Here is a 21842-nt window from a genome sequence, read left to right as displayed (position 1 = left end):
CCCTATAAATTCATATTAGGCAAAACGCTAGAGCTGTGGGCTATAAAAATAATAAGCTCCACCAACCACACCACAATCAAAATCCCAAACGCCCAATTTTCTTTTTCAGGCTTTTTAAACGCTATCAAAATAGCGGCTAGACTCAAAAGCAGTCCTAAAAACTCCATGCCGTTCCTTAAAATTTTCGTAGGATTATACTCAAAAACAAAATAAATAAAAAATGAGAGGCAAGACCACTCAAGCGGTTTTAACCCCTTTTCTTTTCAGCTAATACACCACGCTTAAACGCTCTTTAAAGCTGGCGTTGAGATTGAGAAAAGCTTCTAAATCAATCTCTTCATAGCCGTCTAAAAATATCATTTCGTTTTTACTTTTGGCTAAATATTCTTGCACTTCTTTATCGCACACGATACAAAAGTAAGCGTCTTCGCATTTGTAGAGTTTGTCTTTGATGATAATCTCTAGCACTTGATCGAGCGTTTTGCCGCATTGTAAGGCTAAATTTAGGGCTTTATCAAAGGGCGTTAAATGGGAATGGTTGAAAAGCGTTATTTCTTCTTTGTCGTTTGTAATTTGCGCTTTGTCTTGTAAGGTATAAACTTTAAAGCCCAAATCCAAACCGCCATCTTTTGAAGATTCGATGATTTTTTGAGCGGCTCTTTTAACCCTTTCTATAGTAATATCGCTAATGACAGGCTTTGCGCTTTTTAAAACATTCTTACAAAAATCATAAGCGCTCTTGCTTTTATCTTCTTTTATCTCTTCATCAATTTGAACTAAAATAAATTCCCTATTGCCTTTATCTTCTGCGTTTAATTCCATCACCGCATGCGCCGTTGTCCCGCTCCCGGCGAAAAAGTCTAAGATGAGATCGCCAGGATTGGTGGCATGCTCTATAATCTTAGCCATAAAATCCACGCCCTTTGGATAACTAAAATACTCCGCTAATTCAAGTTTTAGTAACTCTTTAGTCGCCGCTTGGTTCATATAACAATTATCGCTAAATATCAAACTATCAAAAGTTTTTTGCGTGGTTTTTAAATCCTTTAAATAGTGTTTATATATAAAAATGCGCTCGTTTTCTTTATGTTCTTTTTTAAATACTAAACGCCCCTCATTAATAAAATTTTGTATTGTTTTTTCTGTAAAAACCCAAGACCTGCCTTCTGGAGGATATTCAATAGCTTCAGTATATGGATTAGTAAGCGGAAAATTTTGTATTTTAGCATAACCTGGTTTTGTAGGATTACCTGATGTCCATGCTCCATTAGGATCGTTATCGGGGTTTTTGTAATTTTCTAAATTCTTTTCTCCCCCCAAGAGATTGACAAATTCTTTATTTTTCGCATAACAGAGTAAAAATTCATGTTGGTAATTTAATCCGATTTTTGCATCATTTGTTGTGGATTTTGTTTTACGGATAAAGTCTCCAACAAAATTATCCTCCCCAAAAATCTCATCGCACAAGATTTTTAAATTCGCGCATTCGTTATCATCAATGCTAATAAAAATCACGCCATCCTCTTTAAGCAAATCGCGCGCGAGTTTTAGGCGAGGCAGCATGAAAGAGAGCCAACCGCTATGCGTTCCGCTCCCTTGAGTGTTCTTAAAAAATTTCAAGCTCTCGCTTTCTATCTCCTCCCCGTTTTCATCTATTTCCATTAAACCCACTTCCCTTAAAATCTTTTGATAATCTTGCCTGAAATTATCCGGATAAATAAAATTTTCGTTTTGTGTGTTGTAAGGGGGGTCAATGTAAATCATTTTGATTTTTTCGCTGTAAGCGGATTTTAAAAGTTTGAGCGCATCAAGATTGTCGCCTATGATAATAGCGTTGTTGGGGTGTTTGCTTGCTAAATTTTGGGGCGTAAAAATTTCTTGTAATTTGAGTTGTTTTTGGCAAGGTTCAGAATAAAGAGCGTTGGCAAGCCCTTTGCCCGTCCAAGTAAGCTCATAGCCGCTGGTATCGTTCATGCTTTCATTAAAGCCTAAAAGCGTTTTGATAGCGCTTAAGCTTACCTGCCCGTCTTTTATCGTCTGCGGGAAGTTCTTTAAAAGCATGTCAAAAAGGGGGTTATTTTCTTGCTGGCTTTGGATAATGTTGATACCCATTTTTTTGGCTTGGTTTTTATCTGTCATGGCGTTTCCTTTAATGCGCTTTTAAGCGCGCTTAATAAATCTTGTTTGTTAATGCGTGTGGCAAAAACGACTCGTATTTCTTTTTTCGCGTTCTTTAAATTTTGAGATAGCGTTTCAAAAAAGATCTTAGCGTATTCAATTTTACGCTTTTCATCTGGCGGGATATCGCTTTCTTTTTCATAACCTTTGGTTTCGCAAACAAAAAAGATTTTTGCACCCTTTTCATCTTTAATCAAATAAGCAAAATCAGGCTCATAGTTTTTATAAGGCGTTGGGATTTTAAATTCAGGGAGCTTGGCAAAAACTTCTATGCTTTTATTTTCCACTTTTTTCACGATCTCTTTACTCACTTCTTCTTCAATTTTAGAATCATAAATGATCGTCTCATAAAGATAGTTTTGGCTTGGAGTTTGCGCGCTTTTGTATTTGCCTAATTTGTGTTTTTCAATCTCATTTTTGGGCGAGCCATCTTCACAATAAAGCGGATCGATTTTATCAAAAGCCGTATTAGAAAAGGCGTTTTGGCAAAATCCATAACTCACGCAAGAAAGCAAATTTTCATGCAACTTATCTTTAATGATACCTTTAAGCAATTTAAAGGCTTTTTTGGGTGAGTTTGTAAAATGCTCTTTGTTTAAAGCGTTGTAGAGTTCAAGCGTGAATTTTAAGGGTAAGTGCTCATCTTTGGCAAAGTCAAGCAGAAGCGCGTTTATTTCTTTTTGTAAAGCGTTAGCGTAGTTTTTGATTTTTAGGGTGCTTGATTGCTCTGTGATGATCCTGTTGGTTTGTGGGTCATACCTTTTGCTTTCAAAGGTGATTGCCTCACACATCACATGGCTTTCATTAAACGCTTTAGCGATAGATTCTATCAGCTTGGTTTTTTGGATATTTTGATAGCTTAATTGGCTTTGAGCGTTGATGGTTTGCCATAACTCTTTAAATTCTTTAGCTAAATTTTGGCGGATTTTGACTTTTTCTGGAGGCTGATTGGCGTTTATAATTTGATCGCGCTTGTTGGTTGGATTTTCAGCCATTTTAAAGGCGCTTAAAACGGCATGATATTCTTCATCGCTTAAAAAGCTTTTTATCCTTTCTTCGTTGTTTTGCATTATCTCGCAAATAGGGGCAATGATTTTGTAAGCGTTGTTTGTTTCGTCAAATTCTACGGCGTTTAATATTTCTAATGCATCGCAAAATTGATTGATCTTTCTTTCATTAAGCCCTAACCTGGCTAAAATCTCTCTGTCTAGCGCGCTGCCACCACCAATAAAGCTGCTCGCTTCAATCTCTTTTTGCAAACCCTCTATAAAGCCCACTTCTTCGCCACTCACCAACATATCAAGGTAGTTTATTTCATAAAAAGCGTTATCATTGCCTTTTAAAAATCCATGCGTAACGCGCTTGCCCTCTTGATTGATAGCGATTCTTAACCCGCGCCCCACTTGCTGATGGCGGCTTGTTTCGCTGGTGGAATTTGCCAGTTTAATAAGGGTAAAAATGTTTGGATTATCCCAACCCTCTTGCAAAGCCCACACGCTAAAAATGAACCGCAAAGGCGTTTGAAATGAAAGCAACTTTTCTTTTTCGCTTAAAATCATTTTAATGTCGTTGGCTTCAATGTCTTCTTTTTTGCTTTCTTTTTTACCTTTATTGAACGCTACGCTATCGCCGCTAAAATAACCCTGATGGACGCGTAAATTTCCGCTCTCATCAAAATCTCTTTTCAAATATTCTCTATAGCTTGGCGATAAATTTTCCTTTGTTAGAATTGAAGCGCGTTTGAGTTTGTAAAGCCTTTCAAATTCGGTTTTAATAAAGGGCGTGCCTTTGTTATCAATTTGCCTAAAATCCTCAATTTTTGGGATAAAAAACAGGCTTGACGCTTTAATGTTTTGATCAAATAAAAACGCCTCTTTTTCAAAATGCAAGTCAATGGCTTTTTCTAAAAGAGTGCTGATTTCATCTTGCGTGAGTTTATAAGAAGCCTTTTCAAGCGTAGTGCCATTGCTCAAATAAGCCTTATCTTTGGTGGTTTTAACCAAGCTAACGCCGTTAAAAGAAGCGTTAATTTTGCCTAAATCCTCTCCTTTTGAAAGCGTGATTTGTTTAAGAATGCCTGCTTTATAAAAGGCGATTTTCGCGTTTTTTGAATCCGCATTGAGCAAAACCGGGCTTTGTGTATCTTGCTTGACAGAATGGACACGGATTTGTTTGACAAGGTAATTTCTAAACGCGCTGATTGAATCCAAATAAAAGGCTACATTGCTTAAAGCATGCTCTTTTTCTTTGGCAAAAGTCGCCCCAAAGCGAAAATAAAGCGCGCCTATTTTACTAAAATACTTACCAAACGCCTCACCCTTAAGCAAATGCGGCTCGTCTATGATAGAAATAGGCTTTAAATCAGCGATATTTTCAAAAATGCTTTTGGTGTTAAAAAGGTTTTCGCTGTTTTTATTGAGTATGTTTTTTTCGCCCTTGTCAATCGCGCTGTTAGTGAGGAGCAAGACGCTCAGTTCATCTTGGTTTTTAATGTAATGGTTGATAATATTGCTTGGCGATTTAACCCCTTCATAAGTGTAGGTTTTCAGGTGGCGTTTGAATTCTAAATAAAAATAATCTTTCGTAAGGCGGATATTTTGCTTAACCGACTCCAAAATGGCTTTTCGTGGGACAAAGATGATGAATTTATTTTGCTTGTAAGCCTTGTGGAGTGCAAAAATCAAATTCAAGTAAGTGAAAGTCTTGCCCGTGCCTGTTTCCATCAAAACATCAACATTGAGCTTGCCGCTTACATTTTTGACAGGAATTTCGCATGCAGCATGAAATTGATTTAAACAATCTTTTAGATTTAAGGCATCGTGGCACTTAAAATCAAAGCCATCTAAAAGCGTGATAATGTTATTAATACACTCTTGCTGGTAATCTTGCTTTTCAAAAATCATTGGTGTTTTTGCCTTTGGTGTTTGCGAGCGTCTTAATCTAAAATGGGTAAAAAATCAAAGCCCCTTTTTAGAGCTTGAGTTATCTTGAACCCATTACAATCAAGTTCTCAAAAATTTATCAAAAGAAAAAATTTAAAACGAGAATTTAAGGCACTAACCCCTAACTTTCAAAGCTTCTAAAGCATGTTTTTTGCCAATTTCAAAGGCTTTTTTGTTGGTGTCAGCGACTTTTGCAGGGACTTTTTTAAGCATGGTGTCTAGCACGATATTTTCTTCTACGCATTTAGTCAGCTCCACGGTAATGGCTAGCGCTACCACAGATTGCGTGATAATGTTACCCACTTCATCTTTAGCGATGCTGATAATGGGGATTTTATAAATTTGATACTTTTCTTCATCTTCTTTAGTAGGGGTTACTAGATTGGGATCAATGACAACGATACCGCCTTGTTTAATATCGCTTTTAAACTGGTTGTAGCTGATTTGAGCGACTGAAAGCATGAAATCAATCTCGCCCTCTTTAGCATAAGGGAAAATAATTTCATCTTTATCTAGCAAAATATCCACTTTAGTGGGCCCTCCACGCACTTGCGAAGTGTAAGTGGAAGTCTTAGTGCCATAGCCCCCACTCACAATTTTCGCTTCAGCTAAAATCTCTCCCGCTAACAGCACGCCTTGCCCTCCAACGCCCGTAAATCGTAATTGCGCTTCCATTATTGTTTTCCTTGTGCTTTTTCAATGATTTCTTGATACGCTTCACAATATTCTTTCCTGTCCGTGTCATGCTTTAAAACGCCTGTAGGGAATTTATCCACCCTTTCTTCAGGGCTCATGGCTTCAAATTGGCGTTTGCTCACCAATCGGCTTTCCATCCATTTTAGCATTTGAGACGCTTCGCCCATTTTATTCTTACGCCCTAAATTGATATGGCAATTACTATGGACATCAAAAAAGCTAAAGCCCTTATGCGTGAAACCTTCTTTAAGCACTTTTTCCAACTTTTGAGGGTCTAAAACGCTCTCTCTGGCCACAAAGCTCGCCCCTGCAGCGGTGGTTAAAGCGCATGGGTCAAATTGGTTGTCAATATTCCCCCATTGAGCCGTAACCGTCCACATGCCATTAGGCGTGGTGGGCGAAGTTTGGGAGTTGGTCAAACCATAAATGAAATTATTCACTAAAACAAAATTCAAATCAATGTTTCTTCGGCATGCATGCATGGTGTGATTGCCTCCAATCGCAAAGCCATCGCCATCGCCAGAAACCACGATCACATGCTTACTAGGGTTAGCCATTTTAATCCCTGTCGCATACGCTACAGCCCTGCCATGCGTGGTATGAACGGTGTTGCAATTCACATACGAACTCATGCGCCCGCTGCAACCAATCCCGCTCACCAAACACACATCATCCATTTTCCAGCCTAAAGCGTCAATCGTGCGGATAATGGATTTCAAAATCACGCCATCGCCACAGCCCCAGCACCACAAAGTGGGTATTTTATCCACACGCAAATATTCATCATAATTAAACGCCATTTTAAAGCTCCTTCAACTTTGCGATGATTTGTTTAGGCGAAATCGTACGCCCATTGGCCTGCCCAAAGAAATGCACCTTTCTTTGCATAACCCTTTCAATCTCTTCTAAATACTGCCCCTTATTCAATTCAATCACAAGGATTTTTTCGTATTTGTCCCCTATTTCTTTCAGGCGTTTAGCCGGGCTTGGCCATAAGGTCTTGGGCCTGAAAAAGCCGACTTTTTGCTTGCTTTCTTTATTGTGATCTTTCAAAGCCTCTTTAACCGCTAGAGAAACCGAACCATAAGCGATGATAATAATTTCAGCACCCTCTAAATCCATTTCCTCATTTTCATTGATAATGTCTTGCTTGGATTCAATCTTATGGAATAATCTGTCAATCAAATCCCCCCCGATTTTGGCGTCTTCAGTAGGAAAGCCAATAGGCCCATGGTGCAAGCCTGAAACATGGTAGCGATAGCCTTTGAAGAAAGGGTTTAAAACAGCCGGCTCATCTTGCGCGACCCCATAAGGCTTGTAGTCTTTTTTATCGCCCACAAATTCCTTACGATTAATGGTCATCTTTTGCACTTCTTCTAAATCCGGGATTTGCACCTTGCCATACATATGCCCAACGGTTTCATCCATGAGCAAGAATACAGGAGTCATGAGCATTTCAGCCAAATTGAACGCGCGAACGGTTTCGGTGTAAGCCTCTTCCAAACTAGCAGGAGCGAGCGCGACGGCTTTAAAATCCCCATGTATGGGGTGCCTTAAAAAATTCACATCGCCTTGAGCCACACGAGTGGGCATTCCGGTTGATGGGCCTGAACGCATCACGTCAGCGATCACTAAAGGGATTTCTGCCATGAAAGAATAACCGATTTGCTCCACTTTTAATGAAATACCAGGACCAGAACTCGCTGTCATAGACTTCGTCCCGCTCATGCTCGCCCCTAAAGACACGCTAATCCCGCTGATTTCATCTTCCATTTGGATAAAATGGCCGCCGCATTTGGGTAAAGCCACGCTCATCGCATGCATAATATCCGAGCTTGGCGTGATGGGATAGCCCCCAAAAAACCGACACCCCACTTCAATCGCCGCTTTAGCGACTAATTCATTCCCATCAGAAATAATCTCACGCATTATTTGCCTCTCCCTTCTAAAATAGTCTCTTCTAAAAGCATGTAGTGATTGGCCTTAACCTTTTCACTTCTTTCTTGGGCTTCTTTAGAAACTTTAGCGAATTTGAAATCCTTCCTGTCAGCCACGTAAATCGCAAAATCCGGGCAGTGTAATTCGCATTGCACGCAACCAATACAGCTCTCTGGGTAGGCTACTTTGGCCACTTTTCCAAGCACCCTTTCTTTTTCAATCCCCATGCCAAGAACCCCAGCAGGGCATACCGATACGCAAATATCACAACCCTTACACCTGTCTTCATTCACCCAAACGGCAACCCCATCTGGAGCGCTCATTTTAGCCATTCATTCTCCTTTGTGCTAAAAGCTGTTTTAAGCCCTAGCAATCAAAATTTGCCTAAAATTGTAGCAAGCCTTTTTTAATAAAATCTAAAATGCTTTAATAGTAAGAACTTAAAATTGAAATGAGAAAATACTAAACACTTTTTACTCAATTTAAAAGAAAAAACGCCCCATTAACCTTAATCTTAAAAATGATTATTAGAAAGATTAATGTTTTTTAAATGCTCCTTATAAGTTGCGCTGAAAGCATGTTTTTTATCCGGCATTTTCACAAAATACAAGAAATCGGTTTTTTTAGGGAAAACCACGGCTCTAATCGCTTCTAGGCTCACGCTCCCTACAGGATTTTTAGGCAAGCCCTTAAATTTATAGGTATTGTAGGGGGTGTTATCGGTTTTAATGCGCTCTTTGGTTACTTTAGCGTGTGAAAATTCCTGATAATTCAAAGCCCCATCCATTTGTAAAGGCATGCCTTTTTTTAGGCGGTTAAAAATCACGCTCGCAATCAAGGGCATTTCTTCAGTATTAGCGGCTTCTTTTTGCACAATAGAAGCGAGAATGATTTTTTCAAACCACTCTTCTTTATGGTAGTATCCAAGCCATTGTTTGCTTAAAGCTTCGTGTTTTTTGAGAGATTGACCGATCAAAGCTTGCATGATTTTAAAAGCGTCCTCCCCTAAAGGCAAATGATAAGTGTCTGGCCATATCACCCCATCTTCTATTACAGCGCCATTCAATCGTGGAGCGATGCTTTCATAAGCTTCATTGAGATCGCTTGTTTCTAGTTGGTAAGTCTCGCTCAAAATTTGCGTGAAAAAATAGCGGGTTTCTCCAGGGATTAAAGTCGCGCTTTTTTGCGCTGCTTTTGCTCTGATCAAACGGACTAAAAAATCCCCTTTTCTTAAAGCTCCATCGCCCATATCAATATAACCTTTTTTAGGCATGCCCATTAAGCGTAAAAAAAGCAAATCTAAAGCGTTCATATCCACGCCTTGCTCTTTTAAAGAAAAAAACACTTTTTTGAGCGAACCTTGCGGGACAACCACCACTTTGTTAGGATAAATTGGTATACTTAAATAAAAAAGAATACTGATGAATAAAAGAAAACATGTATCCAAGAAAGTATTTAATGTCATTATCTTGTTTGTGGCAGTATTCACTCTTTTAGTCGTCATTCACAAAACCCTTTCAAACGGCATTCACATACAAAATTTAAAAATTGGGAAGCTTGGCATTTCTGAATTATACTTAAAACTTAATAACAAGCTTTCTTTAGAAATTGAACGCATTGATCTCTCTTCTTTCTTCCATCAAAAACCCACTAAAAAGCATTTAGAAGTTTCTGATTTGATTAAAAATATCCGTTATGGCATTTGGGCGGTGTCTTATTTTGAAAAACTTAAAGTCAAAGAAATCATTTTAGACGATAAAAATAAAGCCAATATCTTTTTTGATGGGAATAAATACGAGTTAGAATTTCCAGGAGTCAAAGGGGAATTTTCCCTAGAAGACGATAAAAATATCAAGCTTAAAATCATCAATTTGCTTTTTAAAGACATTAAAGTCCAAGTGGATGGCAACGCCCACTATTCACCTAAAGCTAGGAAAATGGCGTTTAATTTAATTGTCAAGCCTTTAATTGAACCCAGCGCTGCAATTTATTTGCAAGGGCTAACCGATTTAAAAACCATAGAATTAAAAATCAACACTTCCCCAATGAAAAGCCTAGCGTTTTTAAAGCCCCTTTTCCAACGCCAATCGCAAAAAAATTTAAAAACATGGATTTTTGACAAGATCCAATTTGCTAGCTTTAAGATTGATAACGCTTTAATCAAGGCTAATTTCACTCCTAGCGAGTTTATCCCATCGCTTTTGGAAAATTCTGTAGTTAAAGCCACTTTGATTAAACCTTCAGTCGTTTTTAATGATGGCTTATCGCCCATTAAAATGGATAAAACCGAATTAGTTTTCAAAAACAAACAGCTCCTCATACAGCCTCAAAAAATCACTTATGAAACCATGGAATTAACCGGCTCTTACGCCACTTTTTCCAATTTGTTAGAAGCCCCTAAATTGGAGATTTTTTTAAAAACGACCCCTAATTATTATGGCGATAGCATTAAGGATTTATTGAGCGCTTATAAAGTCGTTTTACCTTTGGATAAAATCAGCACGCCATCTAGCGCGGATTTGAAACTCACCTTACAATTCTTAAAAAACACCGCCCCCTTATTTAGCGTTCAAGGCAGCGTTAATTTGCAAGAAGGCACCCTCTCGCTCTATAATATCCCCCTTTATACGCAAAACGCTAATATAAGCTTAGATATTACCCAAGAATACCAATACATTTACATAGAAACTACCCACACCCGCTATGAAAACATGCTGGATTTAGACGCTAAAATCGCTTTAGACTTGAATAAAAAAATCCTTTCTTTAGATTCTTTAGTCCATAAAATACGATTCAACACTAACAATAATATCAACATGCGTTCTTATGGCTTGAATAACGACCCAGATAACCCACAGCCTGCTAAATTTTCTTTAGATTTAAAAAGCTTGCATTCTATCATTCAAGAGGGTGAAAACTCAGAGGTGTTTAGAAGAAAAATCATAGACACCATTAAAGCCCAGAGCGAAGATAAATTCACTAAAGATGTTTTCTACGCCACAGGAGACACTCTTAAAAACCTTTCTTTGAATTTTGATTTTTCTAACCCCAACCACATGCAATGGAGCGTGCCACAACTTTTATTAGAGGGCGAATTTAAAGATAACGCCTATGTTTTTAGAATCAAAGATTTGAAAAAAATCAAGCCCTATTCCCCTATTATGAAATATTTCGCCTTAGAAGATGGCTCTTTAGAAGTTTCTACGAGCGATTTTATTAATATTGATTTTTTTGCTAAGGATTTAAAAATCACTTTACCCATCTATCATAGCAACGGCAATCAATTTAATTCTCTCTCTTTATTTGGCTCTATTAATAAAGATGAAATTTCTGTCTATACTCCAAGCAAAAGCATATCTATAAAAGTTAAGGGGGATCAAAAGGATATTACCCTTAATAACATTGATTTGAGTATTGATGATTTTTTAGATAGTAAGATGCCAGCTATTGCAGGATTATTCTCAAAAGAACGAAAAGAAAAGCCTAGCTCTAAAGAAATCCAAGATGAAGATATTTTCATTAGCGCCAAACAACGCTATGAAAAAGCCCACAAAATTATCCCTATCTCTACACGCATCCATGCTAAAGATATCGTGCTGATCTATAAAAAAATGCCTTTTCCTTTAGAAAATCTTGACATTGTCGCTCAAGACGATAGGGTGAAAATTGATGGCAATTATAAAAACGCCATGATCATGGCGGATTTAGTGCATGGGGCTTTGTATCTTAAGGCCCATAATTTTACCGGGGATTATATCAACACTATCCTCCAAAAAGATTTCGTAGAAGGGGGCTTATTCACGCTTATTGGGGCTCTTGAAGATCAGGTTTTCAACGGCGAATTGAAATTCCAAAACACAAGCTTAAAGAATTTCGCTCTCATGCAAAACATGATCAATCTCATCAACACCATTCCCTCTCTCATTGTCTTTAGGAACCCTCATTTAGGGGCTAATGGCTATCAGATCAAAACCGGCTCCGTTGTTTTTGGGATCACTAAAGAATATTTAGGGTTAGAAAAAATTGATCTTATCGGCAAAACGCTTGATATTGCTGGCAATGGGATCATTGAATTAGACAAAAACAAATTGGATTTGAATTTAGAAGTTTCCACTATCAAGGCTTTGAGTAATGTCTTAAATAAAATCCCTATTGTGGGCTATCTTGTTTTAGGAAAAGGAGGTAAAATCACCACTAATGTGAACGTCAAAGGCACGCTGGATAAACCTAAAACCCAAGTAACTTTAGCATCAGATATTATCCAAGCACCTTTTAAAATCTTGCGCCGTATTTTCACACCTATTGACATCATCGTGGATGAAGTCAAAAAAAACATTGAATCAAAAAGGAAATAAAATGACGCTCAATGAAGCCATTAAAGACAAAGTTTATGAAATCGTAGAAATCGCTAACTGCGATGAAGCCCTTAAAAAACGCTTCCTCTCTTTTGGTATCCATGAAGGGGTTCAATGCACTCTTTTGCATTATTCCATGAAAAAAGCCACGCTTTCGGTTAAAATCAACCGCATTCAAGTGGCTTTAAGATCCCATGAAGCGCAATACCTTGTCATCAAAGAAAGCGCGCAAGAATGAGCTTAAAACGCGCTAAAACTTACCAAAAAGCCCAACAAATCAAAGAGCTGCTCTTAAAACATTACCCCAACCAAACCACCGAATTGCGCCATAAAAACCCCTATGAATTATTAGTGGCTACCATTTTAAGCGCTCAATGTACGGACGCTAGAGTGAATCAAATAACGCCCAAGCTATTTGAAAAATACCCGAGCGTGAACGATTTAGCGCTCGCTTCTTTAGAAGAAGTTAAAGAGATCATTAAATCCGTTTCTTATTTTAACAATAAAAGCAAGCATTTAATCAGTATGGCGCAAAAAGTGGTTAGGGATTTTAAGGGCGTTATCCCCTCTACGCAAAAAGAATTGATGAGTCTAGATGGCGTGGGGCAAAAAACCGCTAATGTGGTGCTTTCAGTGTGCTTTGATGCAAATTATATGGCGGTAGATACCCATGTGTTCCGCGCAACACACCGCTTAGGCTTAAGCAACGCTAAAACGCCTATTAAAACCGAAGAAGAACTTAGTGATCTGTTTAAAGACGACCTATCCAAACTCCACCATGCCTTAATCTTGTTTGGCCGCTACACCTGCAAGGCTAAAAACCCCTTATGCGGTGCGTGTTTTTTAAAAGAATTTTGCGTTTCTAAAGCTAGCTTTAAGGCGTAGTGGCTTTATTTGTTATAAAATTTATAGTAAAATTAAGATTTTATAATCAAAGTCAAATCATTCTTGAAAGAGTAGAGTTTTATGCCAGAAACAGAAGCTAATAAGTTAAAAATAGCCGAAAAAGAAAAAGAGAAAGCGAATAAAGAAAGAGAACTAGAGCTTTCCACTTATTTAGAAGAACTCATTTGCGATTATAAAAATCTTTTAGACATGGAGATTGTTTTTAGCGCCGAACTTGGCTCTACGCAAATCCCTTTATTGCAAATTTTGCGTTTTGAAAAAGGCTCTGTGATTGATTTGCAAAAACCCGCCGGAGAAAGCGTGGATACTTTTGTGAACGGGCGGGTTATTGGTAAGGGTGAGGTGATGGTTTTTGAAAGGAATTTAGCCATTCGTTTGAATGAAATCCTAGATTCTAACGCCATTGTGTATTATCTCGCTAAAAATTCATGAAAGCGTTGTTTTTATTGTTGAGTGCTGTTTTAATGTTATTGGCTGAAGAAACCATCTCTTTGAACACTAAAACGCCCACTGATGACGCTCCCATTAAACTAGTGCATTGGCAAAATGCATTAAAAGAAGTCCAACCTGATTCAAACGCTCAAACAACACCACCTATAAAAGCCGTGCAAACCACGCTCACTTTTGAAACGCCTTTTAATAAAACGCCTAAAATCATGGAAGTTGAAGGGCAAAAAGTCATCGTGTTAAAAAACGCTCAATTGGATTCTAAAAAAATGATGGATTTTAAAGAAGCCTCTTTGAATGCATTAGAAATGTTTTCCTACCAAAATGACATCTATCTCTTGTCTAAAAAAGCTAAAATGGAATTAGAAATCCAAGCTTCAAACAGCAAGGATAAAAAACAGCTCCGCTTTCTTTTTTTGCCTAAAGGTTTTCATTTAGCCCCACCGCCTAGCCTGAAAGAAAAATCTCAGCATGCCAATCTCGCAAGCCAAGATGAAAAAGAGCGAGCCAAAAACCCATCAAACGCTCTAGAGTTAAAACCCCCACTGGATTTAAGCCATGCTTACAAGGCGCTAGCGGTTATTGCTACCTTACTCTTAATATTGTATATAATCAAAAAAAAATTGTTCCCACACAAAGGTCTTTTTCTACAAAAGATTTTAAGTTAGAAATTAGTGTTTTGGGTCGTGTTGATGCGAACCATAAAATCATTTCCATAGAAACTAATAAGGAGCGTTACTTGGTCTTACTAAGCGATAAATACGGCCTGCTTTTAGACAAAATAAGCCCAAAAACATCTAAGGAAGAACTGATTAAAGAAGCTGAAAATAATATAAAGAATTCAAAATTAGGAAATTTATATGCCGGAAAATTCTAAACTACAATCTGTTAAGTTAGGGAAAAATTTTGACCCTGTGGATCATTCTAACAGGAATTTTTTCTTTTCTCTCATTCTGTCTGTATTGTTACATTGGTTGATTTATTTTTTATTTGAACACAGAGAAGATTTTTTGCCTTCAAAACCCAAGCTCGTTAAATTAAATCCTGAAAATTTATTGGTTTTAAAAAGAGGCCATTCGCAAGATCCCAATAAAAACAACCCAGGCGCTCCTAAACCCACGCTAGCTGGCCCCCAAAAACCCCCAACTCCCCCCACTCCACCCACACCCCCAACTCCGCCAACCCCGCCAAAACCTATAGAAAAGCCAAAGCCTGAGCCTAAACCAAAGCCCAAACCAGAACCCAAAAAGCCCAACCACAAACATAAGGCTCTTAAAAAAGTAGAAAAAGTGGAAGAGAAAAAAATAGTAGAGGAGAAAAAAGAAGAGAAAAAAATAGTAGAGCAGAAAGTAGAACAAAAAGTAGAGCATAAAAAAGTGGAAGAGAAAAAACCTGTCAAAAAAGAATTTGACCCCAACCAGCTTTCTTTCTTGCCCAAAGAAGTTGCGCCACCCAGACAAGAAAATAATAAAGGCTTGGATAACCAAACCAGAAGGGATATTGATGAATTGTATGGCGAAGAATTTGGGGATTTAGGTACAGCCGAAAAAGATTTCATCAGGAATAATTTAAGGGATATTGGGCGCATCACGCAAAAATATTTAGAATACCCTCAAGTAGCGGCTTATTTAGGGCAGGACGGGACGAATGCGGTAGAGTTTTACTTGCACCCTAACGGCGATATTACCGATCTTAAAATCATCATTGGCTCTGAATATAAAATGCTTGATGACAACACTTTAAAGACCATTCAGATCGCTTATAAGGATTACCCACGCCCCAAAACTAAAACCCTCATTCGCATTAGAGTGCGCTATTACTTAGGAGGCAATTAAAAAATGGAAATCACGCTTTTTGACCCCATAGACGCCCACTTGCATGTGCGAGAAAACGCGCTTTTAAAAGCGGTATTAAGATACTCTAGCGAGCCTTTTATCGCCGCGGTGATCATGCCAAACCTCAGTAAGCCCTTGATTGACACTCCAACCACCCTTGAATATGAAGAAGAAATTTTAAACCATTCTTCAAACTTCAAGCCTTTAATGAGTTTGTATTTCAATGATGGTTTGACTTTAGAAGAATTGCAACGCGCTCAAGAAAAAGGCATCAGGTTTTTAAAGCTCTACCCCAAAGGCATGACCACAAATGCGCAAAACGGCACTTCGGATTTGTTGGGTGAAAAAACTTTAGAAATTTTAGAAAACGCCCAAAAATTAGGCTTTATTTTATGCATCCATGCAGAACAAGCTGGGTTTTGTTTGGATAAAGAATTTTTATGCCATAGCGTTTTAGAAACTTTTGCCCTTTCATTCCCTAAACTCAAAATCATTATAGAGCATTTGAGCGACTGGCGCAGTATCGCTTTAATTGAAAAGCATGACAATCTCTATGCGACTTTAACTTTACACCATATCAGCATGACTTTAGATGATTTATTAGGGGGGAGTTTGAACCCGCATTGTTTTTGCAAACCCTTAATCAAAACCAAAAAAGACCAAGAAAGGCTTTTATCCCTTGCTTTAAAAGCCCACCCTAAAATCTCTTTTGGCTCTGATAGCGCTCCGCATTTTGTCTCTAAAAAGCATAGCGCTAACATCCCGGCGGGCATCTTTTCTGCCCCTATTTTGTTGCCTGCGTTGTGCGAACTTTTTGAAAAACACAACGCTTTAGAAAACTTGCAAGCCTTTATCAGCGATAACGCTAAAAAAATCTACGCACTAGAAAATTTGCCCAGTAAAAAAGCGCGTTTGTCTAAAAAACCCTTTATAGTCCCTACACACACGCTTTGCTTGAATGAAAAAATTGCTATCTTAAGAGGGGGCGAAACGCTATCTTGGAACCTTCAAGAAATCGCCTAAAAAACACCGCCTTTTTCGTGGGGCTTTTTATCGTTTTGTTTTTAATTATAATGAAGCGCCAAACCCCCCCCTATGCTTTCGCGCGCAATCAAACCCTTGTTACTCAAAACCCTCCCTATTTCACGCAACTCACTATCCCTAAACCAAATGACGCTTTAAGCGTGCATGCGAGCTCTTTAATCAGCTTGCCTAACGACAATCTTTTGAGCGCTTATTTCAGCGGCACTAAAGAAGGGGCAAGGGATGTGAAAATCAGTGCGAATCTTTTTGATGGCAAGACTAATCGCTGGAGCGAAGCCTTCATTATTTTAACCAAAGAAGAACTTTCCAAAAACACGCATGAATACATCAAAAAACTGGGTAACCCCTTGCTTTTTTTGCATGACGATAAAATTTTGTTGTTTGTGGTAGGGGTGAGCATGGGCGGGTGGGCCACTTCTAAAATCTATCAATTTGAAAGCGCTTTAGAGCCGATTCATTTTAAGTTGGTGCGAAAACTCTCTTTAAGCCCTTTTTTAAACTTGAGCCATTTAGTAAGGAATAAGCCTTTAAACACCACTGATGGCGGGTTTATGCTACCACTCTATCACGAATTAGCCACCCAATACCCCTTGTTGTTGAAATTTGACCAACAAAATAACCCAAGAGAGCTTTTAAGGCCTAATACCCTAAACCACCAGCTCCAGCCAAGCCTAACCCCCTTTAAAGATTGCGCCATCATGGCGTTTAGAAACCATTCTTTTAAAGATAGCCTCATGCTAGAAACCTGTAAAACCCCTACCGCTTGGCAAAAACCCATGCTCACGAATTTGAAAAACTTGAATGACGCTTTGAATTTGATCAATTTAAACGAAGAATTGTATCTAATCCACAACCCTAGCGATTTATCTTTGCGTCGTAAAGAACTTTGGCTTTCTAAATTAGAAAACTCCAACTCTTTTAAAACCTTAAAAATTTTAGATAAAGCGAATGAAGTGAGTTACCCAAGCTATAGTCTTAATCCGCATTTTATAGATATTGTCTATACTTACAACCGCTCTCACATCAAACACATCCGTTTCAATATGGCTTATTTAAAATCCCTTCTCAAGTGATTAGTCATGTTTATATCTTCTTCTTACACGCTGAGTTTTGTATGGGTTTTTTTAATTTTCTTTTTTTTCAAAAATAAGCCATTTGGTTTGAGATTTTCGCTCTCTTTAATAAGCGTGATTTTAAGCAATATCGCTTTGAAAGACTCTCTATCGCTCAATGAATTTTTAAGCAGTTTTATGGCCCCCTTAAGCCCTTTTAGCTGTCTTTTGATCCTTGCGTATGCAAGCTTTTCTTGCCACATGCTCAAAAAGCCTCCTTTAGAAACCTTGCAATCTTATAGCGTCATGCTGTTTTTCAATCTGTTGCTTTTGACAGATATTTTAGGGTTTTTGCCTTTTTCAATCTACCATCATTTCATGGCTTCTCTGATTTTTAGCGCGCTTTTTTGCGGCAGTTTGTTTTTGAGCAGCCCCTTATTAGGCGTGATCGCTTTAGTGGCGTTATCCAGTTCGCTTTTGATGCGCTCTAATTTTCAAATCCTAGATTCTTTATTGGATTTCCCCTTGCTTCTTTTTGTCTTTTTTAAGACCTTATATCTTGCTAAAAAAAGGTTGTATTAACGCTTATGAAATCCCTATCTCATGCCCTTTTTTCGCTCTTTTTAAAAGGTTTTTATTTCACCTTTTTTATGAGTTTGTTGTTTGTGTTTAATCGTATCGGCTTTATCCTTTATACTGGCTATTATAAGCATGCTTTAAAAAACCCTGTTTTTGATGAAATCATTAAAACCCTATTCAATGGGGCAAGATACGATAATCGTGTGGTCTCAAGCTTAGCGATTCTTTTTATCCTCATTGGGTTATTAGGGTTATTTATCCCTAAACACCAAACCAGAATGCTTAATATTATGGCGTGTTTTTCTATCGCTATTATCCTGTTTTTAAATATTGCGAACATTGTTTATTATGGCATTTATGGGAATGTGTTTGATGAAAATTTATTGGAATTTCTGCATGAAGACACGCTCACGATTTTAAAAATGAGTGGGGAATACCCTATTTTTTCTAGTTTTTCACTCTTTATAATCCTTAGCGTTTTGATTTCTTTTATCTATTTCAAACTCCAAAACGCCCTTTTTAAACCCAAAAATGCTTATCAAGCCGCCCACACCAAACCCCTTAAAACTTTCATTTTATTTGCACTTTTTTCCCTCACGCAAATGTTTTACATTAACGCGCAATTGAGTTTTGTGGGTGCGTCTTTAGATCTCAGCATAGAGCCAGCCAAAGATCCTTTTTTAATGAAAATTACCCCCGGAGCGTTTCGCAACCTTTATCTTTTGGTGCGCAATTACAGACAAAGCCATAACCTTAAATTCAGCGATTTTGCTAAAGAAACGCCTTTAGAAGTAGCGAAAAATTATTTCCATCTTAAAGAAAACCCCCAAAACAACCTCTATGAGTTGCTTTCTCAGACAAGCCATAACAATTCCAATCAAACCATTCAACATGTTTTTTATATCGTTTCAGAGTCCCTAAGCTCATGGCATTTTGATCCAAAATTTGACGCCATAGGGCTAACGAGCGCTTTACAAGATCTGGTTAAAAAAGAGCATGCCCACATGCTTTCTGCTTTTATTGAAAGTGCCCCACGGACCGTTAAAAGCCTGGATGTTCAGATCACAGGCTTACCCTATATCAATGATAATAATTTAGTCAATTCAGGGGTAATCCTCCCTAGCTTTCCTATGGCGATTGGCAATATCACAAAAACTCTGGGTTATAAAAACAACTTTTATTATGGAGGTAGCGGGATTTGGAACAAACTCACTAGTTTCACCAAAAAACAAGGTTTTCACGCCCTTTATTTCAATAACCATCTCTTAGAATTTGCCAAAAACAAGCCCTACCCTAAACCCATAGAGAGCAACTGGGGAGTGCATGATAATATTTTATTTGACTATATTTTAGAAAACACCAACCCCCATGAAAAAACTTTCAGCATGGTCATGACTTTAAGCAACCACGCGATCAAAAACGTGAATCTCAAAGCCTTTGGCGTGCCTTTAGAAAAAATCCAAAAATTTGTGGAAAAAACCCCCAAATCAGAAAATCTACCGGACGCTAATTCTTTAGGGCATGTTTACTGGTATGACAAAGTGGTGGTTGATTTCATCAAAAAAGCCAGCCAAAAATTCCCTAACTCGCTTTTTATCATCACAGGGGATCATTTTGACAGGAGCTATGAATACGCTAAAAACGATTTATATACCATTAAATCCGTGCCGCTTATTTTATATGCCCCTACTTTAAAGCCTAAAAAGATCAGTCAAGTCGGATCGCATTTAGACATCGCTCCTACGATTATTGAATTAGTCGCTCCTGAAGGTTTTCAATTTGTGAGTTTTGGGAAGCCTTTATTTTCTAACAATACAACAAATCCCCCAAGCCACCCCAATTACGCGCTAGGTTATGAAGCGATCGTTACCAAAGATTATTTTTATAACCCAAGTTTGGGGTTAAGGTATTTGAACGAAAGCCCTAAAGAGCCAAAGGATAAACAAAACGACAAAATAGAAGCTTCTAAGTTTTATCAGCAATTAGAATCTTTGAAAGCCCTTAGTTATTATTTGCTCTATCATGGGGCTAATCTTAAAGATTGACAAACTGAGTTTTTAATTCCCTTAAACGCATGATTTTTGCTACAATAATAGGATTTTAATTATATAAAGGACAAATGGGCATGCCAAATAGGGGCGTTGTTTTATTAGACGGGCAAGCGCTAGCTTATAATATAGAAAAAGATTTGAAAAATAAAATCCAAATAATAACCGCACAAACGCATAAACGCCCCAAACTAGCCGTGATTTTAGTGGGGAAAGACCCTGCGAGTATCACTTATGTCAATATGAAGATCAAAGCATGCCAAAGGGTGGGCATGGATTTTGATTTAAAAACCCTCCAAGAGGATATTACTGAAGCCGAATTGCTATCCTTGATTAAAGATTACAATACTGATCAAAACATTTCAGGCGTTTTAGTCCAGCTCCCCCTACCCAGACACATTGATACTAAAATGGTTTTAGAAGTCATTGACCCCAGTAAAGATGTGGATGGTTTCCATCCCCTTAATATCGGCAAGCTCTGCACTCAAAAAGAATCGTTTCTGCCAGCCACCCCTATGGGCGTGATGCGTCTTTTAAAGCATTATCATATTGAAATCAAGGGCAAGGATGTGGCGATTATCGGGGCGAGCAATATCATTGGAAAGCCTTTGAGTATGCTCATGTTAAACGCTGGGGCTAGCGTGAGCGTGTGCCATATTTTGACTAAAGACATTAGTTTTTACACCCAAAACGCTGATATTGTCTGCGTGGGCGTGGGTAAGCCTGATTTGATTAAAGCGAGCATGTTAAAAAAAGGGGCTGTAGTGGTGGATATTGGGATCAATCATTTGAACGATGGGCGTATCGTGGGCGATGTGGATTTCACCAACGTGCAAAAAGTCGCCGGTTTTATCACCCCTGTGCCTAAAGGCGTGGGGCCTATGACGATCGTCTCGCTTTTAGAAAACACTTTAATCGCTTTTGAAAAACAACAAAGGAAGGGATTTTAATGAAATTTTTACGCTCTGTTTATGCATTTTGCTCCAGTTGGGTGGGGACGATTATTATCGTGCTGTTGGTTATCTTTTTTATCGCGCAAGCTTTCATCATTCCCTCTCGCTCTATGGTTGGCACGCTCTATGAGGGCGATATGCTCTTTGTCAAAAAATTTTCTTACGGCATACCCATTCCTAAAATCCCATGGATTGAGCTTCCTGTTATGCCTGATTTTAAAAATAACGGGCATTTGATAGAGGGGGATCGCCCTAAACGCGGCGAAGTGGTGGTGTTTATCCCTCCCCATGAAAAAAAATCTTACTATGTCAAAAGGAATTTTGCCATTGGGGGCGATGAGGTGTTATTCACTAATGAGGGGTTTTATTTGCACCCTTTTGAGAGCGACAACAACAAAGATTACATTGCTAAACATTACCCTAACGCCATGACTAAAGAATTTATGGGTAAAATTTTTGTTTTAAACCCTTATAAAAGTAAGCATCCGGGTATCCATTACCAAAAAGGCAATGAAACCTTCCATTTAATGGAGCAGTTAGCCACTCAAGACGCAGAAGCTAATATCAGCATGCAACTCATTCAAATGGAGGGCGAAAAGGTGTTTTACAAGAAAATCAATACCGATGAATTTTTCATGATCGGCGATAACAGAGACAATTCTAGCGACTCGCGCTTTTGGGGGAGTGTGGCTTATAAAAACATCGTGGGTTCGCCATGGTTTGTTTATTTCAGTTTGAGTTTAAAAAATAGCCTGGAAATGGATGCAGAAAACAACCCCAAAAAACGCTATTTGGTGCGTTGGGAACGCATGTTTAAAAGCGTTGGAGGCTTAGAAAAAATCATTAAAAAAGAAAAAGCGACGCATTAA

19 protein-coding genes and 1 pseudogene are annotated in these 21842 nt (G+C 38.2%); 12 read left to right on the top strand and 8 right to left on the bottom strand.

Translation table 11 applies throughout. The features are described 5' to 3' along the window. Positions 1-2: 2 nt before the first annotated feature. From H7N67_RS00540 to mltG, 8 genes are all read right to left on the bottom strand, one after another. Positions 3-167 carry a hypothetical protein gene (locus H7N67_RS00540; RefSeq protein WP_000394819.1) on the bottom strand — a complete coding sequence of 55 codons (165 nt, stop codon included), beginning with the start codon at positions 165-167 and terminating at the stop codon, positions 3-5. A 100-nt stretch (positions 168-267) separates the two neighbouring features. Further along, complete coding sequence (locus tag H7N67_RS00535; RefSeq protein WP_187938697.1) at positions 268-2139, bottom strand: site-specific DNA-methyltransferase; 1872 nt, start codon at positions 2137-2139, stop codon at positions 268-270. Then, entirely contained in the window at positions 2136-5081 is a 2946-nt protein-coding gene (locus H7N67_RS00530) for a restriction endonuclease (RefSeq protein ID WP_187938696.1), read from the bottom strand. Before H7N67_RS00530 ends, H7N67_RS00535 begins: the two co-directional genes overlap by 4 nt. Positions 5082-5234: 153 nt before the next feature. After that, positions 5235-5795, bottom strand: a complete 561-nt coding sequence (locus tag H7N67_RS00525) for a 2-oxoacid:acceptor oxidoreductase family protein (protein ID WP_108348418.1) — start codon at positions 5793-5795, stop codon at positions 5235-5237. Beyond that, positions 5795-6616, bottom strand: coding sequence for a 2-oxoglutarate ferredoxin oxidoreductase subunit beta (locus H7N67_RS00520; RefSeq protein ID WP_097689045.1), 822 nt, complete (start codon positions 6614-6616; stop codon positions 5795-5797). Before H7N67_RS00520 ends, H7N67_RS00525 begins: the two co-directional genes overlap by 1 nt. A 1-nt stretch (position 6617) precedes the next feature. After that, complete coding sequence (locus H7N67_RS00515) at positions 6618-7745, bottom strand: 2-oxoglutarate synthase subunit alpha (protein ID WP_187938695.1); 1128 nt, start codon at positions 7743-7745, stop codon at positions 6618-6620. After that, a complete protein-coding gene (locus tag H7N67_RS00510; protein WP_001096893.1) occupies positions 7745-8086 on the bottom strand; it encodes a 4Fe-4S dicluster domain-containing protein in 342 nt (113 codons plus the stop codon). The genes H7N67_RS00515 and H7N67_RS00510 overlap by 1 nt, the downstream gene beginning before the upstream one ends. A 182-nt stretch (positions 8087-8268) precedes the next feature. Continuing rightward, positions 8269-9258, bottom strand: coding sequence for an endolytic transglycosylase MltG (mltG, locus tag H7N67_RS00505; RefSeq protein WP_187938694.1), 990 nt, complete (start codon positions 9256-9258; stop codon positions 8269-8271). On the opposite strand from mltG, the gene H7N67_RS00500 reads away from it, so the two are divergent. The 12 genes and pseudogenes from H7N67_RS00500 (at position 9176) to lepB (ending at position 21842) form a co-directional block, all read left to right on the top strand. Continuing rightward, entirely contained in the window at positions 9176-12109 is a 2934-nt protein-coding gene (locus H7N67_RS00500; RefSeq protein WP_187938693.1) for a DUF3971 domain-containing protein, read from the top strand. The genes mltG and H7N67_RS00500 overlap by 83 nt on opposite strands. A 1-nt stretch (position 12110) precedes the next feature. Next, positions 12111-12347, top strand: a complete 237-nt coding sequence (locus tag H7N67_RS00495; protein WP_040156451.1) for a FeoA family protein — start codon at positions 12111-12113, stop codon at positions 12345-12347. After that, positions 12344-12994 carry an endonuclease III gene (gene nth, locus H7N67_RS00490; RefSeq protein ID WP_187938692.1) on the top strand — a complete coding sequence of 217 codons (651 nt, stop codon included), beginning with the start codon at positions 12344-12346 and terminating at the stop codon, positions 12992-12994. Before H7N67_RS00495 ends, nth begins: the two co-directional genes overlap by 4 nt. Before the next feature lie 81 nt (positions 12995-13075). Further along, positions 13076-13447: a flagellar motor switch protein FliN gene (gene fliN, locus H7N67_RS00485; RefSeq protein ID WP_001115284.1), complete on the top strand. Its 372-nt coding sequence runs from the start codon at positions 13076-13078 to the stop codon at positions 13445-13447. After that, positions 13444-14339, top strand: a pseudogene (locus H7N67_RS00480) (hypothetical protein). The gene fliN and the pseudogene H7N67_RS00480 overlap by 4 nt, the downstream one beginning before the upstream one ends. Then, positions 14323-15297: an energy transducer TonB gene (locus H7N67_RS00475; RefSeq protein ID WP_187938691.1), complete on the top strand. Its 975-nt coding sequence runs from the start codon at positions 14323-14325 to the stop codon at positions 15295-15297. The pseudogene H7N67_RS00480 and the gene H7N67_RS00475 overlap by 17 nt, the downstream one beginning before the upstream one ends. Positions 15298-15300: 3 nt before the next feature. Then, positions 15301-16320 carry a dihydroorotase gene (pyrC, locus tag H7N67_RS00470; RefSeq protein WP_187938690.1) on the top strand — a complete coding sequence of 340 codons (1020 nt, stop codon included), beginning with the start codon at positions 15301-15303 and terminating at the stop codon, positions 16318-16320. Continuing rightward, positions 16296-17414 carry a 3-deoxy-d-manno-octulosonic acid hydrolase subunit 2 gene (locus H7N67_RS00465; protein WP_187938689.1) on the top strand — a complete coding sequence of 373 codons (1119 nt, stop codon included), beginning with the start codon at positions 16296-16298 and terminating at the stop codon, positions 17412-17414. The genes pyrC and H7N67_RS00465 overlap by 25 nt, the downstream gene beginning before the upstream one ends. A 6-nt stretch (positions 17415-17420) precedes the next feature. Continuing rightward, on the top strand, positions 17421-17975 hold the full coding sequence (locus H7N67_RS00460) for a 3-deoxy-d-manno-octulosonic acid hydrolase subunit 1 (RefSeq protein ID WP_187938688.1): 555 nt from the start codon (positions 17421-17423) through the stop codon (positions 17973-17975). Positions 17976-17980: 5 nt separating this feature from the next. Then, the gene (locus tag H7N67_RS00455) at positions 17981-20017 is read left to right on the top strand and encodes an LTA synthase family protein (RefSeq protein WP_187938687.1); all 2037 of its coding nucleotides are present in this window, start codon (positions 17981-17983) and stop codon (positions 20015-20017) included. Between the two features lie 80 nt (positions 20018-20097). Beyond that, positions 20098-20970, top strand: coding sequence for a bifunctional methylenetetrahydrofolate dehydrogenase/methenyltetrahydrofolate cyclohydrolase FolD (folD, locus tag H7N67_RS00450; RefSeq protein ID WP_187938686.1), 873 nt, complete (start codon positions 20098-20100; stop codon positions 20968-20970). After that, positions 20970-21842 carry a signal peptidase I gene (lepB, locus tag H7N67_RS00445; protein ID WP_187938685.1) on the top strand — a complete coding sequence of 291 codons (873 nt, stop codon included), beginning with the start codon at positions 20970-20972 and terminating at the stop codon, positions 21840-21842. The genes folD and lepB overlap by 1 nt, the downstream gene beginning before the upstream one ends.

The sequence above is a fragment of the Helicobacter pylori genome (assembly GCF_014498195.1).
In the GTDB taxonomy this organism is placed as follows: Bacteria; Campylobacterota; Campylobacteria; order Campylobacterales; family Helicobacteraceae; genus Helicobacter; species Helicobacter pylori_DO.
This window is presented reverse-complemented; position numbering and strand designations above follow the sequence as displayed.